15 protein-coding genes and 1 tRNA gene are annotated in these 17,691 nt (G+C 50.0%); 10 read left to right on the top strand and 6 right to left on the bottom strand.

The window, feature by feature from the left end:
• The first annotated feature begins 71 nt into the window (after nucleotides 1-71).
• Together AACZ40_RS09660 and AACZ40_RS09655 are read left to right on the top strand one after the other, a co-directional pair.
• Nucleotides 72-1,682, top strand: a complete 1,611-nt coding sequence (locus AACZ40_RS09660) for a hypothetical protein (RefSeq protein ID WP_291168722.1) — start codon at nucleotides 72-74, stop codon at nucleotides 1,680-1,682.
• 118 nt (nucleotides 1,683-1,800) lie between these two features.
• Nucleotides 1,801-2,904, top strand: coding sequence for a GntR family transcriptional regulator (locus tag AACZ40_RS09655; protein WP_291168721.1), 1,104 nt, complete (start codon nucleotides 1,801-1,803; stop codon nucleotides 2,902-2,904).
• 26 nt (nucleotides 2,905-2,930) lie between these two features.
• Here AACZ40_RS09655 and AACZ40_RS09650 read toward each other — a convergent pair whose 3' ends face one another.
• Nucleotides 2,931-3,422 carry a hypothetical protein gene (locus tag AACZ40_RS09650; RefSeq protein ID WP_291168720.1) on the bottom strand — a complete coding sequence of 164 codons (492 nt, stop codon included), beginning with the start codon at nucleotides 3,420-3,422 and terminating at the stop codon, nucleotides 2,931-2,933.
• 471 nt (nucleotides 3,423-3,893) lie between these two features.
• Between AACZ40_RS09650 and AACZ40_RS09645 the strand changes: the two genes are divergently transcribed.
• Nucleotides 3,894-4,961, top strand: a complete 1,068-nt coding sequence (locus AACZ40_RS09645) for a DUF1559 domain-containing protein (protein WP_339674243.1) — start codon at nucleotides 3,894-3,896, stop codon at nucleotides 4,959-4,961.
• Between the two features lie 232 nt (nucleotides 4,962-5,193).
• On the opposite strand, the gene AACZ40_RS09640 is transcribed toward AACZ40_RS09645, so the two are convergent.
• Nucleotides 5,194-6,039, bottom strand: coding sequence for a DUF4062 domain-containing protein (locus AACZ40_RS09640; protein ID WP_291168716.1), 846 nt, complete (start codon nucleotides 6,037-6,039; stop codon nucleotides 5,194-5,196).
• Nucleotides 6,040-6,354: 315 nt separating this feature from the next.
• On the opposite strand from AACZ40_RS09640, the gene AACZ40_RS09635 reads away from it, so the two are divergent.
• The 3 genes from AACZ40_RS09635 to AACZ40_RS09625 all read left to right on the top strand — a co-directional run bounded on the left by AACZ40_RS09635 (nucleotide 6,355) and on the right by AACZ40_RS09625 (nucleotide 8,000).
• Nucleotides 6,355-6,693, top strand: a complete 339-nt coding sequence (locus AACZ40_RS09635) for a hypothetical protein (RefSeq protein WP_291168714.1) — start codon at nucleotides 6,355-6,357, stop codon at nucleotides 6,691-6,693.
• Between the two features lie 444 nt (nucleotides 6,694-7,137).
• Nucleotides 7,138-7,335 (top strand): cold shock domain-containing protein, encoded by a 198-nt coding sequence (locus tag AACZ40_RS09630; RefSeq protein ID WP_291168712.1) that lies wholly within the window; start codon nucleotides 7,138-7,140, stop codon nucleotides 7,333-7,335.
• A 320-nt stretch (nucleotides 7,336-7,655) separates the two neighbouring features.
• On the top strand, nucleotides 7,656-8,000 hold the full coding sequence (locus AACZ40_RS09625) for a cupin domain-containing protein (protein WP_291168710.1): 345 nt from the start codon (nucleotides 7,656-7,658) through the stop codon (nucleotides 7,998-8,000).
• 294 nt (nucleotides 8,001-8,294) lie between these two features.
• On the opposite strand, the gene AACZ40_RS09620 is transcribed toward AACZ40_RS09625, so the two are convergent.
• A tRNA-Val gene (locus AACZ40_RS09620) sits at nucleotides 8,295-8,368 on the bottom strand.
• A 275-nt stretch (nucleotides 8,369-8,643) separates the two neighbouring features.
• Between AACZ40_RS09620 and AACZ40_RS09615 the strand changes: the two genes are divergently transcribed.
• From AACZ40_RS09615 to AACZ40_RS09600, 4 genes are all read left to right on the top strand, one after another.
• Nucleotides 8,644-9,621, top strand: coding sequence for a GDP-mannose 4,6-dehydratase (locus tag AACZ40_RS09615; RefSeq protein WP_291168708.1), 978 nt, complete (start codon nucleotides 8,644-8,646; stop codon nucleotides 9,619-9,621).
• 188 nt (nucleotides 9,622-9,809) lie between these two features.
• The gene (locus tag AACZ40_RS09610; RefSeq protein WP_291168706.1) at nucleotides 9,810-10,139 is read left to right on the top strand and encodes a hypothetical protein; all 330 of its coding nucleotides are present in this window, start codon (nucleotides 9,810-9,812) and stop codon (nucleotides 10,137-10,139) included.
• A 373-nt stretch (nucleotides 10,140-10,512) separates the two neighbouring features.
• Nucleotides 10,513-11,793, top strand: coding sequence for a serine--tRNA ligase (gene serS, locus AACZ40_RS09605; protein ID WP_339674236.1), 1,281 nt, complete (start codon nucleotides 10,513-10,515; stop codon nucleotides 11,791-11,793).
• 301 nt (nucleotides 11,794-12,094) lie between these two features.
• On the top strand, nucleotides 12,095-15,232 hold the full coding sequence (locus tag AACZ40_RS09600) for a hypothetical protein (RefSeq protein WP_291168702.1): 3,138 nt from the start codon (nucleotides 12,095-12,097) through the stop codon (nucleotides 15,230-15,232).
• 7 nt (nucleotides 15,233-15,239) lie between these two features.
• On the opposite strand, the gene AACZ40_RS09595 is transcribed toward AACZ40_RS09600, so the two are convergent.
• From AACZ40_RS09595 to AACZ40_RS09585, 3 genes are all read right to left on the bottom strand, one after another.
• Nucleotides 15,240-15,548 carry a putative quinol monooxygenase gene (locus tag AACZ40_RS09595; RefSeq protein ID WP_291168701.1) on the bottom strand — a complete coding sequence of 103 codons (309 nt, stop codon included), beginning with the start codon at nucleotides 15,546-15,548 and terminating at the stop codon, nucleotides 15,240-15,242.
• Between the two features lie 5 nt (nucleotides 15,549-15,553).
• The gene (locus AACZ40_RS09590) at nucleotides 15,554-15,964 is read right to left on the bottom strand and encodes a hypothetical protein (RefSeq protein ID WP_291168699.1); all 411 of its coding nucleotides are present in this window, start codon (nucleotides 15,962-15,964) and stop codon (nucleotides 15,554-15,556) included.
• A 35-nt stretch (nucleotides 15,965-15,999) separates the two neighbouring features.
• A partial coding sequence (locus AACZ40_RS09585; RefSeq protein ID WP_339674231.1) for a hypothetical protein occupies nucleotides 16,000-17,691 on the bottom strand: 1,692 nt, incomplete at its 5' end.

The following is a 17,691-nucleotide window of genomic DNA, read 5'->3' as shown; positions in this document are numbered from 1 at the left end:
GAATAGTTTGAAATTGATATGACGAAAACAAGCCGCAACGGATCAACAGCGCTTCAAAGGACATGCCCTGGATGAAAAACATAAATCTGCGAACTCAAGTCGTATTAACAGTCCTGACTCTGTTGCTGCTGGAAAATTCTGTCTGTCCGGCTGCTGAGAAAGCTGCGGAGGCAAAGCAGGATCAACAGCAGGCCATGAAAGCGGCGCGCCAGAAAGCGGCCTGGAAAAAACGACGAATCATTTTCAATAACGATGGAAATGAACCCGTGTATTCTCTGAAGGAAGCCACGCCTCAGGCACTGCTGGATGTCCGCACGAGCCCCTTGAAGGGGAGCCAGGTCGACACGATTTTTTATTGCACGTGGTCTTCGGGGTTCAGTTATTTTACACATGACACCAAAGTAGGCAACGTATTTACGGAAACCGCAGATAAGCTTTCGAATAATAAAACGGCGGAATTGATAAAGAAGGGACATGATCCTCTGACCGTGATGTCCGACTGGTGTCAGGAAAATGACGTCGAACTGTTCTGGTCGTTTCGAATGAATGACACGCACGATGCCTCGACTGCCTGGTACGGTCCCTTACTGTTCCCGCCTTTGAAAAAAGAGCATCCGGAGTGGCTGGTTGGATCTGCAGAGCAGAAGCCCAAAAACGGTCGCTGGACTGCCGTCGATTTCACGCATGAGGAAATCTGTGATCTGGCCTATCGCTATGTGGAAGAAGTCTGTCGGAATTATGATGTGGATGGTGTCGAACTCGATTTCTTTCGTCATCTGAATTATTTCAAACGCGTTTCCCAGGGAGAGCCAGCCGGCGAACTGGAGCTGAGTCGACTGAACGATCTGATGCGGCGGATTCGTGCCATGGCGGATGAAGTGGCTCGGCAGCGGGGACGTCCGATCCTGGTTGCGATTCGTGTGCCTGATTCGGTGGAGTACGCGCGGGTGCTGGGCCTGGATGTAGAGACCTGGCTCAAAGAGGACCTGGTCGACATCATGACGGTCACTGGTTACTTCCGCTTGAACCCCTGGAAAGAATCCGTGAAGCTGGGACACAAATACGATGTGCCTGTCTATGCGGGGCTGAGTGAATCGCGTGAGAAAGATCAACTGGCGCGTAAAGTGTATGCCTCGACTGAAGGGTCTCGAGGCCGTGCGATGAATGCCTGGTCTCAAGGCGTTGATGGCATCTATTTATTCAACTCGTTCAATCCGCGACATCCTCTCTGGCGCGAGCTGGGTGAACCAACGCAATTGAAAACACTGCCGAAGGTCTATTTCACTTCAGCCCGCGGCTATGCCAGTGTGAATGCCTGGTGGAAACAGGGGAGTTCCTATATGAATCGTGATATTCTGACGCCGAAGCATCCCCGCGTCGTTTCACCGGGCAAAAGTGTCAGCGTGACGTTACCTGTAGGCGAGAACCCGCAGGAAACCGGCGCCGCGCTGGAACTGAAGGTTCGCTTGAAGACAGAGCCGCAAAACAAAGAGGTTTTGCTCGTTAAGGTGAATGGAGAAGCCGTTCAACTGGATTTGAACGAGAATCATTTTCTCTCCGGCAGGATCAATCCGGACCTGGTGACTGAAGGAGAAAACAGGATAGAATTCGCACTCGCTGCCACAGCAACCAGGCCTGCCGTCGTTGAGGATTTACAATTGTGGGTGACTTATCAAGAATAGTGTCTGGTCCTGGTATGCCAAACTCAGTTGAAACGACATGCTATCGGGTTGAGAGGGGCGCAGGATGGTTCGCGTGTCTGCATTCAGTCAGGTTTGAGGAACATGAAAACCGAACAACATGAAAACCGAACGTAGAAAAAATGCGCGGCTGCCGATCACGGAACTGGCGGCACTGATCGAAAGTGATATCAAGTCGCGGCGGCTGACGAGCGGTGATCCTTACCTGGGACTTTCTGAAACAGCGCGGATGTTGAAAACCAGTAATGCGGGAGCAAATTCGGCATTACAGCTGCTGGTCAAAAAAGGGGTACTCGAACGCAAGCAGCGCCGGGGGACTTTTATCAGTGAGCCTGGCAATGAGGACGCGCAGTTGATTCGCCGCGTTCACTTTCTGTTGAATGAAGATTTCCTGAAGAAGGAAGGCGTCCTTGCGGATGGGCAGGTGATTGGAATTCAGTCCGTACTATCGCGAGCCGAAATCCAGTTTAATTTTCTACCTCAGCATGATCAGCGGGAATATGTTGAAAAAACCGTAAATGAAGCACTGGGAACTGAAGGGCTCGATGCTTTCGTATTGTATTCGACGTCCTTGGATGCGCAGCGGATTCTCGTGGAAAGCGGTTTACCGACCGTGGTGGTGGGCTCGCTCTATCCTTCGATCACGGAGTTGCCCTGGATCGATCAGGATCAACAGGCAGTGGCACGAATCTCGTTTGAGCATCTGCATCTTGAAAAACAATGTCAGCAGTTTCTGGTGCTGATGCGCGAGCGGGCTTACCCGGGCGATTTTCTGTACCTCGATTCCTTACAGGAATGTTTCTGGAAGCACAAAATTTCGCAGAAGAATATTTATTACCGCTCTCTGCCATCAGATGCGAGTGCCATTCAAGCGGAGGTCAGCCGACTGTTACCCCAGTTTCAGTCGACGGTCGGCATTATCGCGCGCAGCATGCCTTTAGGGATTGCTGCGAAAGCCAGTCTAAACCATCAACAATATCAACTGCATAAAAATGTGTTTATGATGGTCACCAACGTATTCGGAAAAGAACGGGAGGAACTCAGAGACTTTGCCTACATTCGTCCTCAGCCGACTCCCGAAGAAGTGGGAATCTATATCGGCAAAGTATTGAAGCAGTTTGTCCTGGACGGCTTTTCCGGCAATGCAGCCTGGCAGATACCCATTAAACTGATCGCCGCACAGCAGTCCGCCCCGGCTGAGTGAATGAGATTCGTCGCGCAGGGAGTTTTCTATTCAGATAACTCAAATTTGAGATCTGAAATTTCTTTTCCCTCTGAAACAGTAACCGTTAATCCGGAGGTTTCCGCGTTGGAATATTTTTCGGGCAGCAGATTTTCTGGCGGTGGCTGCGGTTTGGGATTGGGATCGTAATTGGGGTCATCCTCGGGTAAGACTTCAGCGACCTCCTGCGATTCGAGCTTGGAAATCATGACGGTGTAATCGCCGGCGACGACACCATCGGTCCCTTCATAAGTTCCCATCTGAAAGACTCCCTGTTCGTCGGTGCGACCATTGGCAGTCTGTCCCGATTCATCAACGGGTCTGAATGTGATGCTGGCATCTTCGACAGGTTCGCCGTCAAACGTGATGACACCTGAGACGGCCGTACGCTGGGGACGATCATCGTCTGTTCCACCACATCCCTGTAAAAAAAATATTGACAGAAACAGAACGACTGCTGCGGAACTTGGCGGCAATTTATTTTCAGGAGAGAGTGACATGCTAAAATCCAGTTCTTTTAAAGTACTTATCTTTTAATGAACGAAGTTTAATAAGCTTGTTGCATTAAAAAGTTGAGAAATTAATTCACCTGTTATGGAGGTAAATCACTGTTTCGAAAATTGATGATGCTACGTTATCGTAGTTGAAATCTCGCAGAAATCAACTATCATGAATTTTGGATGTTGTTTAAGTTGAGTTTTAAATTAAACCAGATTGACAACACCTTAGTTTCACAGTCGCGTCAGCTGTAGTTTGAAATTCATTTCTTTAAGACTGAAATATCCGACGAGAATTTCAGTTGGAATCTTTTGTAGCTCCCGCCATACAAAAGAAAATTTATCAGTCAGCACACAACTCGGAAGTTGAGAGAGAACTTTATAAAAAGCTTATGTCTCAACATACCTGATTCTTTATAAACTGACTCGCTCGGCTCAGTTTTGTTTCTGTTTTTTTTCAAGGAGTATCCTTTGGTGAGGAATTTAGAGAAAGACAAGCGAAAAGGTTTCACGTTAATTGAATTGCTGGTGGTGATTGCGATCATTGCCATTTTAATTGCATTGTTACTACCGGCCGTTCAACAGGCACGTGAAGCAGCCCGCAGATCCACGTGTAAAAATAATTTAAAACAACTGGGCCTGGCGCTGCATAATTATCATGATGTTTATGGAATGTTTGTTTTGCGCAGAGGGGGAACAGGTGGCAGTAGCTCCAGTTCAAACGCGTCTCGTTTGAGTGGATTTGTTGGACTCCTGCCTTATATGGATCAGGCTCCCCTGTTCAATAAAATTTCTGCTGGAGATCCCTCCGCCTCCACGCCCATAAATCCCATGGGGCCTTGTGCCTGGTGTGGCTGGGATGTCTGGAATGTGAAAATTCCCATGCTGGTCTGTCCGTCAGACGGGCGAAACAAACAGTCGACTCGCGTGAATAACTATGTCTTCTGTATCGGCGATACCGCGTCCAGCATTAATGGTACGAATTCACGCGGCATGTTTCCCTATCGTTATGGAACCCGGATCCGGGATATTACCGATGGGACGAGTAACACGATCGCCATGAGCGAACACATCCGTGCCAACTACGGTGCCAGTACCAGCAACGCCGGAAATCGACACAATGAGGGTGTTGCTCTCGGTCAGGATCCGGTAAACAATCCGGGGGCCTGTATGAGTCTGGCTTCAGGCGCGAACTGGGTCAGTGGAACCAATGTCAAAGGCAGACATGGAACCTCGCTGTGGGACGGGCAGGCAGAACGTTGTGCATTCAATACGATTCTTCCGCCGAATGCTCCTTCCTGTGCAGCCGGAACAAACAGCAATGCGGATTCCGTAGACGCGGCACTGTCACCGTCCAGTCTGCACGTGGGGGGCGTCCATGTCCTGATGGCAGATGGCGCAGTGCGCTTTGTCTCTGAAAATATCGACACCGGCGATCTCAGCCAGCCCAGCCCGGGAACGACCTCCACGGGGATCAGTCCTTACGGCACCTGGGGCGCACTGGGAACAAAAGAGAGTGGAGAAATCGTAGGAGAGTATTAAATTACATTGCAAGTTCGTAATGTAACAGATCAATTTTCAATCCCTCTTCGCTTTTCAATAAGCGAAGAGGGATTTTTTTGTTGGTGTCAGCTGGATGCAATAAAAAAAGCACCTTGCAATAGCTGCAGGGGGCTTGATAAGTGGGCGATGAGGGACAGGAACCTTTACCAAAAACCAACTAGAAAAGGGACAATTTCAGTTTAATCGCTGCAGACTTGTGTGAAGTTCGGAATTACTCAGGGTATGGATTATCGTCTTTACCATTCTTGTAATCGGGTTCTCTACCATTCAGGAAAGAGCCAATGTTGCTCCCATATCGTATCAGGTCTGACGACATATTCTTTCTAGCGCTTTCGGGAAAATTAGATAAGTATTTATTCTCAATTTTATCGATTAAAATCTGAAGTTGATCACAGGCAGGTAGATGTTCCAAATTCAATTGTTTCATGTGGTAAATTGCTTGAAACAATGAATGTTGGATTGATTGTGGCTTATCACCTCTTACTAGATTAAACGCGGTTTTAACAATATCTCTTCCAAGCCAGTAATGATGGGCTCGACTTTGGGTTAAACTTGATCCTGAACATCTTTCCCAGCCAGGGCGGGGGGATGTTTGAATCAGCTTGTTTAATGATAAAGTAAAGTTTTTGGCAATGTCTTTCTTATCTTCCCATTCCATTATCATTTTAGTCTTGATTTTTGCTTTGAATTTCTGCAATGCTTCGAGATCTTCTGGTTCCTTGTCCATTGAGTTTGGGTTCCAGTTGGTGTCAGGATTAATCACCAGACCCATGACCGGTATGCCTTTCGAAGTGGCATAGTCATATTCCATTTCGGTATAAGAGGGTAAGTTTTTATCTGGCCTTGATCCGTATCTATGTGCAACTAGTGATACGAAATAGTCAACCTGTTCTATCTGTTGTTCGATGACTTCCCATTGAGCTTGATTACCCGCGACAAACATCTCCATACCAACTGGAATATGTTCAAAGTCAAGGCATGCTTTGATAAGAGTTGCTCTCTCCTCAATTAAGTCTGTGTAAGTAGATGAAATGAAAATCTGATATTTCTTAATCATTACTCAGTATCCGTTATAATGAAGTGAATGTTGTACGTTAATGTACATTTAGACTGAGTATAGAAAATCTAATTCAATTGATAAACATTGATTCAAGTGAGGTGTTTGAAGTTCCTTGTTGGAATGTGATTGTCGACAGGGCTACCATTCCAGCACCAGGCAGTATGCTTATAGAGAACTGAATATGAGCGAAGATAGAAACTAATCAGCCGAGGAAATACAATAGCGATTAAATGTTCTTGAAGAGTGGTTCTATGTTACAATCTTTTCGTTAAGGATATCGACTTTAATACTAAATGGGAGATATCAGAAGAAATGACCACAGCCCGTTCAAAACGTTTTAAGGGGAAGGTTCGAGATGATTACCTCGAACTGGTGATGAAGTTCCCGCTGACGTCAGTTCATTCGGAAGAGGATCTCGTGGCAGCCCAGGAAGTTATGGACGGATTACTGGCACAAAGAAAACTCTCAGCCGGTCAAGAACTCTATCTGGATGCTTTAAGTGATCTGGTCGCCGCGTATGAAGACGAGCATTATCGGATTCTACCAGCATCCGATGCAGAGATGTTGCGTCACCTGATGAATCCCGAGGAATCAATCAGTCCGATCTTGCAAAACATAATCGCCCAAAACTTATCAACACATTACCAATGACAAACCGGCAACTCTATCCCAGGAAGCGCCCAAAGCCGAAACCGGCAACTTCAGAAATGCCGGTCTTCCAGCCATATCAGCCAGCGAATCTACCTCAATTTGTTCCTTACAACCCAGTCCAGCCAGTCAGGATCACAATGCAGAAGCGGCGGCTGGCGATGAAGAATCAATTGCAATTATGGCACCGAGCTATATGAACGAGGCTGAAGCATGACTTGCATCGTCAAACTCGCTTGCGAAGGCAGAAACATGGTCTAAATCCTGCCAATCAAAGGATTAAAGGACATGGTTTAACCGACGACAGCGATCATTGACCTTTTTTGATGGTCGCTTCCTTGGTTTTGTCGATGTTTCTGGCTAGACTCAATCTTTATGAGAATGAGCAGCCTGAACCTGTTGTGTCGGGCGACTCCACAAAGATAATTTTTATGAATCGGATTGAAGATGGCAGAAGGTACGATCAAGAAGCTGACAGACAAAGGTTTTGGTTTCATCGACTTGGGGAATGGCGAGGACATGTTTTTCCACAATTCGAACCTCCAGGGGGTGAGCTACGATGATCTCCAGGAAGGACAACGAGTGTCTTTCGATAAGGGGCAAGGACCAAAGGGACCAAGAGCGGAAAATGTCAAGGTGATCTAAACGCCGAGTCATTTCAAAAGATACGAAGCCGACGAATCTCGTCGGCTTTTTTAATGAACATGTCTTTGTTCTGCAAGCCGATCAAACAATCAACTCCAGTTCTTCAACCGGCGACTGACAGAAGGTCGCTCAAGAAGGTTGAAAACACTTGACCGAATATTCTCTGGAAACTTCTGTTCCTGATGGGGGCTTTGGCTCCTGCAGTGGAAAATTGCCGGGTCTTTCAGAGCAAAACGTGCTGTCGAAGCTTGACGAAGTCATCAATGGTGGAATCCAAACCACCAATCCATCATCACCAAACTAGAAAAGTAGTGGCATTTATGGCTATTCCCCACGCACAACCCGGCGACATAATCGATGTGCGGCCTCTGGCGGACCAGTTGGTGGCGTCCAGAACCAGGACGCTCCTTAAGACACCACACATCGAAGTGATTCGCATGATCCTTCCGGCAGGTAAAATCCTGTCAGAACACAAAGCCCCGGGCGAGATTATCGTGCAATGTCTGGAAGGGGACATCACGTTCACAACAATGGGAGAGCCCAAAAAGTTGCGGGCGGGTGACATGCTCTATCTGGCGGCAGGAGAACCACACAAGCTTGAAGCCGTCGCAGATTCTTCCTTCCTGCTGACGATTGCCTTACAGAGCGGTGAGGCGACGACATAAAACGAATCGAACGTGGATTGGCGAACGGGGCGGGGCATGGACTCGCTGCCTGTTTGTCAAAAGTAACACGCAATTGCTCACGCCATTACCGAGACCATTTCGAGAACAGTGCGTCCCAGGGAATCGTCACCATTTATCTCGATCTCCGGGAACTGTTCGAGGATCCGACCGTTTCAGACGCTTATCCGAACAGTGATCCGAATTTTGCCGTTGTCGTAAGCTGTGGATGGAAAGGGAGATCTTCTTAAGTGCAATAAAAAAAGCACCTTGCATACATGCAGGTGCTTGATTAAGTGGGCGATGAGGGACTCGAACCCCCGACCCTCTCGGTGTAAACGAGATGCTCTAGCCAACTGAGCTAATCGCCCGGATTTTCATTATACATCGGAAATTCCAATGTTTTTCTTGCGTCTTGTTGAATGACACGTACGTATTATGGCAGGTTCGTAGCGAAATGCAACTCTAGCGTGTAAACTGTTTTAAAGCCTTTTCCGACTTTGGACCAAATTTAACGGTGTCCAGTTTTACTGTAGCGTCTCCCAGGCCATTTGGACCGAGTATAATAGATTGACGCGCTATGGCTGAATATAGTTCGCTCTAGTTGTTCTGCGGTTTTTTTCCTTTCTTGAGAAAGATTTGATTTATGTCTCATTGCCTGGTCACCGGTGGTGCCGGATTTATTGGCAGCCATTTATGTGAGCAATTAATTCAACAGGGACAAGAGGTTACTGCCGTCGATGACCTGTCCACCGGCTTTCTGCAGAACCTGGATGGCATCATTGATCATCCCAATTTCACGTTTCGCACGGGGTCCATTACCGATCCTGTCTTGATGGCGGAAATGGTGCAGGGGGTCGATACAATTTATCACCTGGCCGCTGCTGTCGGCGTGAAACTGGTGGCAGATAACCCCGTCCGGACAATTGAGACCAATATTTATCCGACGGAAGTCCTGTTGCGTCATGCGGTACAGGGGAAACAGAAATTCTTTCTGGCATCAACGAGTGAAGTCTACGGAAAAAATCCCAAAGAGCGGTGGACGGAAGAAGATGACCTGCATTTCGGTCCCACAACGCGCCCCCGCTGGGCCTATGGTGCTTCCAAAGCCATCGATGAATTTCTGGCCCTGGCTTATTCGCAGAAATATGGCCTGGATGTTCGCATTGGTCGTTTTTTTAATGTCGTCGGTCCCCGTCAGGTCGGGCAATACGGGATGGTGATTCCGCGTTTCATTGATCAGGCTCTGGATGGAGGGCCGGTCGTCGTCTTTGATGACGGCAGTCAGGTGCGCTGTTTTGGGCATGTGAATGAAATCGTGGACTGCGTGATTGATCTGACCAACCTGGATTCAGCAAAAGGCCAGGTTTATAACATCGGCAGCGATGAGCCGGTTTCGATTCGTGAACTGGGGGAAGCCATCATTGCCAAGGTGAATCCGGACGTCAAAATCGAATATCTGCCTTACAATAAAGCCTATAATGAAGATTTTGAGGATGTGCAACGGCGGGTTCCCGATCTGGGACGTCTGGAGAAAACCCTGGGACGCAAACCGCAGGTGAAACTGGATGCCATCCTGGATGACATCATCGCCTCGAAAAAACGGCTTCGCGGCCTGGACTGACAGTGAGATATAACTGACAAAAGCCGTATAACCCGGATAATCTGTCTGCGAATCTGTTGGGGAACCGGATCGGAGCGATGCCGCTCTTATTTCTCGGGTTCCCAACACCCGATGATGAATGTGAAGTGTGGTTTTCTAGAAGTGTGGTTCTCTATCTACCATCACACACAACACGCAGAATCAAGGGAATGGAGCGTACGATGAAGGGATTCCGGAAGACTGTTTTTGTTTCTACTGTCTTAATGGGAATGTTCGGGACCGGCTTGGCCGTGCAGACAGCACAGGCGGGCGGCGGGCGGATGTTTCTTTCCTTCTGTGAACTGTGTGAGGAAGAGAACCGGGGACGCCAGTTTAAAGGCAACACATATCCCTGGCCCCGCTATTCATATCACCTGTATCGGGGCAAACGCTGTGATGCCCGCATGAATACAGGCCTGTATCAACGTTATGAATACGATCGTTATCAGGTCAAAAGTACACAGCCGATTCACGGCGAAATGCTGCCTCTGCCTGAATAAGCTGCCCCAGCCCCGCGCTCCCCACTGCCGTTTGATTTTGGAAATGATGCTCCTGCGAGTCGTTTGAGAGATGGGTTTCTGCCCCGCCTTTCAACATTGCAGGAGTTTGTTTCGTTTACGGGCTGGTATGTTGCAGGCAGACGCTGCGCGGGGAGATCATCTGTGACGCGGCGGAGTCGGGGCGCGAGTAATCGCTGTAACAGGCAAATTTGCATTATTCCGGCTGCATCAGCCGTTTTTTGCTGCGAAAAAGCGTTACCCTTGGACTTTAAAATTGTCATCAGATATGATGCGTGCTCCCCGTCCGGGGAATGTCACCCAGGTACCGTTTATTACACTGTTTCTGAACTCTGCAGGGAGTAATTGATTTCTTATGTTGGATTTGCAGTTCATCTGTGAGAATCAGGAAGTCATTCTTGAAAATTGTCGCAATCGTGGAATCGAAGTCGATCTGGCGCAACTGAGCAAACTGGACCAGCGCCGTAGAGAGCTGATTGTGCAGGGTGACAATTTAAGGCAGGAACAGAAAACCGTCTCCTCGCAAATTCCCAAAGCAGCAGACAATGATGCCCGACAGGCATTGATCGCGCAGGGAAAAGAATTACGCGAACAGGTCTCTGCCATCGATATCGAACTGCGCGAAGTAGAGACGCTGCTGAAGACGGAGCAGGCACGCGTGCCCAACCTGGCACACCCCGATGTGCCTGTGGGGAAAGAAGACAAGGCGAATTCCGTCGTGCGGATGTGGGGCGAGAAACCTGCGTTTGAATTCACTCCCCTCGATCATGTGGCGCTGGCCGAGAAGCATGACCTGATTGATTTCGAAGCGGGCACACGGGTTGCCGGTCACGGATTTTATTATCTGAAAAACGGAGCGGTACTGCTGGAGATGGCCCTCTGTCAGTATGCGATGCAGAAACTGGTGCAGGAAGGATTCATTCTTCACAGCACTCCCGATCTGGCCCGCAAGGAAATTCTGGAAGGGATCGGTTTCAATCCGCGGGGAGACGAAACCCAGATTTATTCCGTCGAGAATACCGATCTCAGCCTGGTGGCGACCGCAGAGATCACGCTGGGGGGCTCCATGAAAGATCAGATCATGGACCGCGAAACGCTGCCTTACAAGATCGCCGGACTGTCTCACTGTTTCCGCACCGAAGCCGGCGCTCACGGGAAGGCGACACGTGGTATCTATCGCGTGCACCAGTTTACAAAAGTGGAAATGTTCGCTTTCACGGAACCCACCAATGCGGCTTCCGATGAAATGCATGAAGAAATCGTGCGGATCGAAGAAGAGATCTTCCAGGGGCTGGGCCTGCATTATCGCGTGGTCGATACCTGCACCGGTGACCTGGGAGCACCCGCTTATCGTAAATATGATCTGGAAGCCTGGATGCCCGGCCGGGGCGAAGCAGGCGAATATGGTGAAGTCACTTCCGCATCCAACTGCACGGATTATCAGTCAAGAAGGCTGGGGACCCGCTGCAAGTCAAGTGGGCAGAAGGGAACGGAATACGTCCATACGCTGAACGGGACCGCCGTCTCAATTGCGCGGGCGATTATTGCCGTTCTGGAAAATTATCAGCAGGCGGACGGATCAATTCTGGTTCCCGATGTGCTGCGTCCCTGGATTGGAAAAGGTCAGATTGGTTAAAAGTTCCGATTTGCGGCAAACGGTGGAGATCGGGAACTCGTAGTAGAATGTGGGAGTGTTGCATTTCAACAGATCCCTCCAAAAGAACTGATCTCTCCTGTTTTCAGTTACTTTGCAGCGTCTCAAAGACTATTGCTATCGATTTTAATCGTATTGAAGAAATTATAGTTCCACGGGACGCACTCTCGTGCAGATCCTGTTTATTACTGGTTTTAGCTGGACAAGATGAACGTGGTCCCGCCAAAATTGGATGCGGTGTCCTTTTCTTTTTTCGTCCCCGTTTCAGATCTTGAGTATTTACGTGAACGATCATCCAGACAAAGATTTGCCTGACGAGAACTCTCCCGATCCTTCTGAATCGAATCCCGAAGCAAACAGGTCTCCCGAAGATGCCGCGGGAGATCAGGCGGGTACAGATCAGTCTGAAGCGGCACTGGTGAACCAGAGCGCCGAAGAAGAAGGTCTGCCGGAGTGGGAGCCGTTGACACCCGAACTGGTCGAAGACGAAGCCATTCGTGGCGACTTCATGTTGCGCTGGGCGGCGATCCTGCTGGCCTGCCTGTTTGCAGCCACCTATATCTCGGATACCGAAACCCTGGTGCATGTCAAAACCGGGCAGTACCTGGCCAGCCATGGTTTCTGGCCTCCGGCGAACGATGTGTTTTCCTATACCGCCAATGATCGCCCCTGGTACAACAATGCCTGGCTGTTCGATTTAACACTGTCGGGCGTGTATGGCGTTCTGGGTGATACCGGATTGACGCTGTTCAAGATCCTGCTGCTGGGGATTACCTTTTATGTCATCGTCCATCTCTGTCAGCGCGAGATTTCCACCTGGTGGGGATCAATCCTGGCGGTGCTGGCTTTGATTGCCTGTTTTCCGCAACTGAATGTGACTCCCGAAATCATTACGATTCTGGGCGTGGTGTTGACAATGAGCTGTCTGCACCAGTGGCAGGAAAAGAATTCGGCGCGGGCGCTCTGGCTGCTGGTTCCCCTGTTTCTGGTCTGGGCCAATCTGGATCCGCGCGTCTTTCTGGGCATCGCTTTACTGGGACTGTTCGCGCTGGGAGAAACCGTTGCCTCAATGCTGGATCGTTCGGTATTGAACGATGACACAGATTACCAGACGCTCTGGCTGGTTCTGGGGGGTAGCCTGGTGGCGACCTTGCTGAATCCCGTAGGCTGGCATTCGTTGACAACCGGCCTGAGTTACTACGCGGTTGATTATCCTCTGATGCGTTCGATGTTTTCCGGCGGAGTCCGGCCGGAAGAGCTGGGCTATTTTTCCATGACCTCGCCTCAGTTCTGGGAGTCATTGAATCATTATGCAGTGGCTGCCTTCATCCTGATCCTGTTGACGCTGGTCAGTTTTGTGCTGAACCAGTCAAAGATGAGCTGGGGGCAACTGTTTGTCTTTATCGGTTTTTGCGGTTTATCCGTCCTGGCCAGCCACGAACTGGTCGTGACCAGTGTGCTGTGTGCCATCTTTGCCAATCGGAATTTTCAGATCTGGTATCGCGATAATTTCCGGCAGACCTATAGCGTGGAAACTTCTGAATTGCTGTTTTCGCGTGGCGGGCGGGCATTGACGGTGCTGACCTTTTTCGTACTCGCTTACCTGGTGGTCTGTGGACGATTTCAGGGGCAGGATTCGACACGGCATGCGGTGGGGATTGGCTTCAGTCCTTCCCTGTCGCATACCATTGAAGGATACCAGGCAGCGTTAACCGATTCTCTGGATGACCGCCCTTTCCATTTTGTGCTGGAGCAGGGGGACCTGTTAATCTGGCTGGATCAGAAGTCATTTGTGGATAACCGTCTGGCCTTGTTCGTGGGAACCGGTAAAGACGACCTGTTTGATCTGCATGATCAGACGCGGCGTGCATTGCGGGTGCAGCGCGAAGATCAGGTCGGCAGCGGTCTGCCTGAAGTCTGGAAGCAGACGTTTAATCAATATCAGGTCACGCATGTGATTCCGCGGCTGTCGGGAATGAATCCGGATTACCGTACTTTTTTTGATCTGTTGACCACTGCCGACTGGCAACTGACCGAATTGAATGCCGCAACTGCTGTCTTTTACCGGACAGATAACGAAAGCGAAACCACAAAGAAATTCCTGGCAGAACATCAACTCGATTTCAAAAAACAGGCGTTCCGCGAAGAGAAAGACTTTCCGGAAATCCGCAGCGACTGGGCGCGCCCCAGATCATTTTACAGCCGCTATCTGCTGCCGCAGAATACAACTATGGGCAATGATGTGCAGACGGCCCGCCATTATCTCGGACTGATGTCACAGTCAGGCGGGAACCATGAGTTGACCTCCTGTTTTGCCATTCTGGCAATTCAGCAGGCGAACCGCGGGTTAATTGAGAATCCCAACAGTGCCGAAGCCTACCGCATTCTGGGAAGCGCTTACGGTTACCTGGCGAACCTGGAAGCACAACTGCTGGCACCTCCGGTTGAACGAAATCAGCAGCGGCCTCCCGTCAGTATTGATCGGATGCGTTACTTCCAGATCTTACATGCTTACAATCAGTCTCTGATTATCGAGCCGGAATTCGCGCCGACCCACCTGATGTTATTCGACCTCTATTCCAATATGGGAAAGATTGATCTGGCCCATCGTGAACTGAAGACTTACCTGGAAATGGTCGAAAAGCAGGCAGATCTGTCGGACGATGCTTTCGCCCGACTGCGAGCGTACACTGACCACCTGGAAAAACTGAATTCGCAAATCACTCAGGTCACTCAGGAACTCGATGCCCAGCAGGAAAAAGGCGCCGAAAGGCTCCAACTGGCCAGCCAGGCTTATCAGAACGGGTTCGTGTTACTGGCCCAGCGCTATCTGGATGATCCGGTTTACCTGGCGCAGAATCCCCTGGCGCAGAATCTGAATGCGAGCATTCTGATGGAAACAGGGCAGTCGGAAGAAGCGGACAATCAGATGGCGCTGCTGGAGCAGAAAGCGATGCAGAATCCGCAGATTCCCTGGCGGGCACAAGCCGCATTTGTGAATCTGGGGAACGGGAATTATCGTGGCTCCTTTGATTTATGGCGACAGGAAATCCAGGCTCATGAAGAAGCCCGCATTGCCGGTGTGCTGCAGTCGATGCCTCTGGTCCAGCCGGTTTCGAACAGCTTCTGGCCTACCCAGCACGCGGTTTCGATTGTGAACTATCTCTACGGGCTTTCGCAGCAGCAGATCCCATTGCTGCTGAACCTGGCCCGCTGCGAAATCGAAGCGGGGCAACCCGAACTGGCAACCGGTCATTTGCGCGAGATACTGGAAGCAGAACCAGCGACCCCTTATCGACCGCTGGTACGATTCTATCTGTATCAACTGACAGGAGAACTGATCCCGGCTCTACCGGAAGCACCCGTCGGCCAGACAGAACCGGAAACAGAGGAACTGCCCCTGGTCGCTCCCAAACCGTAAGCTGCGCTTAAGCCGGTTTCAGAACTTTGATCTTTGTCCCTTTGACAAGCTCGGCAACCTGTTCGCGGTAAGTCAGCATGTGGGGCGCTGCGAGGTGTGCTTTGAGTGCTTCCACGCTCTCCCATTTTTCCATGACAGTGACGATCTGACTGCCGTTCTTCACCTGGACCGGGATGTCCGTCTCTTCGTCGACCGCGGGGCCATATTCAATACAGCCATCTTCTGCGTGAACCAGGGGAACCAACTGGTGAAAGGCTTCCAGGAAGGCGGCCTGTTTTCCCTCTGCGATTTCAATATCTGCAATGACGAAGATCATGTTTTTTACTTTCTGCTTTTGGTTTCGAATGCCTGCAGGCGTCGTGCTAACTGACTGGCTTGAATGATTCGGCGGGAATGCAGACCTTTCGCGATTTTTTCATCACCGGCATACGCTTCCACTTTGAAGCGATAGACGGGACCATCGTGATAGATCAGCTGCGCGGTACAGTCGACGGTCGCACCAACGGGAGTGGGAGCGAGGTGCTCCACGTCCACATGGGTGCCGACACTGATCGACTTGTCATCCTGCCACGGTAGCAGAAATTGTAACGCCGCCTGTTCCAGAAACCAAATCAGCGACGGCGTGGAGAGTACCGAAATTTCTGTTTCGTACGAAAAAGAGATTGTCTGGCTCTGTTCCACCTCGAATGAAATCGAATGTTGTGCCCCGATACGAGGCTGTTGATCCTGCATGAAATCTCAGTTCCTGCCTGAACGTGATTGCCGGGTTACTGTGTGATCTCAATCGGGATTGAATCGGAAATTCGGGAATCACTGGTCGAAATACTGATGGTCGATCGAATCAGCTGTTTCGCAAGCGTGGATTTCACATCCGGTGTCACCGTCACCGGTAGTGTGACCTTGATCTTGGAGATGCCATTGATTTGAGTGGGAATTTCCAGAATCGCTTGCGAGGAACTACTGTGATTCGTCTTGGCGGCGGAGGCGTCAATCAGTTTCTGTGGTCCCTTGATCTGCAGAATATAGACATCGGGTCTGCCAACCGTGAGGACTTTCAGATCGATCGAACCTTCCATTTTGACCGGGATTCCCGGGAATGCGGCGTCAAGGGTGATGGTACCCTGGCTGTCTTTCAAACCTTCGTCATAGGGAACCGTGAAATAGGTATCGACGGCTGCATAAAGTGTTTCGTAAGGTTTGCCTGGCTCAGGGCGTGGAATATTGTTGAACGATTTACCACGTCCAAAGAACATCCCTTTATGGGCTTCGACCATTTTGCCATCTGGGCCTTTTTTGTAGAGCCTGTGGTCAATGCGTCCGCTGAAACCTTCATATTTTTTATCATCGGGAGGGAAGGTGAGCCGCACGCTGGTCGTCTGGCTTTCACCACTTTCCGGTCTCCACTCAGGAATGTCCAGCTTACGGAACGTGCGATAGTTGGCCAGGATTGGAAAATTATCCTGCTGCACCACTCGTGTCAGGCTTCCCAGGCTGGCGGACATACTGTGGACCTGGTTGGAAGAGTTGGAATACGTAATCAGTTTTTCGGCTTCTTTCCCCGAGTCAACAGTACCCAGCGCAAGATCGTCTGTCGAAGCGCGGAACCGCTGGGCTTCAATCAGCAGATCATACTTGGATTCACTCAACCAGTTTCCGCTGAACGTACTGACGACCACTTCGTGGATGCCTTCCTCTTTGGTGGAGACAGTCAGAGACGCGTTGGAACGGTCTCCCCCCAGTTGGGCGGTCTGCTGAACCACGCGATAGCCGATTTCTTCACCATCAGGGTCGAACACACTCACCAGTAATCGACCTGAACTGCTGGCAACAACACCGAGCATCACGGTCAGGCTGCTGTCGCGGCGGGTGACGGCGATTGGATAGCGATGATAGGCACCGGCAGTGATCGTCTTTTCAGAAACTACATAAGCAGCGACCCGTTCCGAATCCTGCAGGTTCAGGCTGGGAAGACTGACTTCTGTATTCAGGTCTGAGAGTTCGATCGGTTTATGGACGACATCCAGGAAACTGAATTCCCGTTCGCCATGCTGTGTGACGGTGTAATACGCGAGATAGGTTTTGCCCGTCTCCATCAGGTTTCGTTTGCGGGTACTGTAGAAGTAGGATTTGCTGCTGTTGGACAGCACCAGTGAAATCTGGTTGCCCTGTGCTTCTTCTTTTCCAGGCAATGCAATGGAGAACGGGATTTTATCGTTCTTTCCATTAACATCCAGAATGGTGACATTCCCCTCGCTGTCCTGAATTTCCACTTTTTCCAGTTTGACGATGGACGGGGTGTTCTTGAGTAACAGGCTGCCCTGGTCAGACACTTCGCCGTCAATATTCAGATCCAGGTCAACGCGTTTGTGCGCTTCGATATTATTCGAGCGGTCATACAATCGATTGAACTTGGAGTAGTGATTGATGCTGAATTCCGCAGTCTGCATTTTGGGGTCCAA

It is taken from the genome of uncultured Gimesia sp., from assembly GCF_963972345.1.
Taxonomy (GTDB): Bacteria; Planctomycetota; Planctomycetia; order Planctomycetales; family Planctomycetaceae; genus Gimesia.
This window is presented reverse-complemented; position numbering and strand designations above follow the sequence as displayed.

What these genes read in the sequence shown, in the direction of transcription:
- AACZ40_RS09660 (WP_291168722.1), top strand. Translation starts at nt 72, where the DNA reads ATGAAAAACATAAATCTGCGAACTCAAGTCGTATTAACAGTCCTGACT.
- AACZ40_RS09655 (WP_291168721.1), top strand. Translation starts at nt 1,801, where the DNA reads ATGAAAACCGAACGTAGAAAAAATGCGCGGCTGCCGATCACGGAACTG.
- AACZ40_RS09650 (WP_291168720.1), bottom strand. Translation starts at nt 3,422, where the DNA reads ATGTCACTCTCTCCTGAAAATAAATTGCCGCCAAGTTCCGCAGCAGTC.
- AACZ40_RS09640 (WP_291168716.1), bottom strand. Translation starts at nt 6,039, where the DNA reads ATGATTAAGAAATATCAGATTTTCATTTCATCTACTTACACAGACTTA.
- AACZ40_RS09635 (WP_291168714.1), top strand. Translation starts at nt 6,355, where the DNA reads ATGACCACAGCCCGTTCAAAACGTTTTAAGGGGAAGGTTCGAGATGAT.
- AACZ40_RS09630 (WP_291168712.1), top strand. Translation starts at nt 7,138, where the DNA reads ATGGCAGAAGGTACGATCAAGAAGCTGACAGACAAAGGTTTTGGTTTC.
- AACZ40_RS09625 (WP_291168710.1), top strand. Translation starts at nt 7,656, where the DNA reads ATGGCTATTCCCCACGCACAACCCGGCGACATAATCGATGTGCGGCCT.
- AACZ40_RS09615 (WP_291168708.1), top strand. Translation starts at nt 8,644, where the DNA reads ATGTCTCATTGCCTGGTCACCGGTGGTGCCGGATTTATTGGCAGCCAT.
- AACZ40_RS09610 (WP_291168706.1), top strand. Translation starts at nt 9,810, where the DNA reads ATGGAGCGTACGATGAAGGGATTCCGGAAGACTGTTTTTGTTTCTACT.
- serS (WP_339674236.1), top strand. Translation starts at nt 10,513, where the DNA reads ATGTTGGATTTGCAGTTCATCTGTGAGAATCAGGAAGTCATTCTTGAA.
- AACZ40_RS09595 (WP_291168701.1), bottom strand. Translation starts at nt 15,548, where the DNA reads ATGATCTTCGTCATTGCAGATATTGAAATCGCAGAGGGAAAACAGGCC.
- AACZ40_RS09590 (WP_291168699.1), bottom strand. Translation starts at nt 15,964, where the DNA reads ATGCAGGATCAACAGCCTCGTATCGGGGCACAACATTCGATTTCATTC.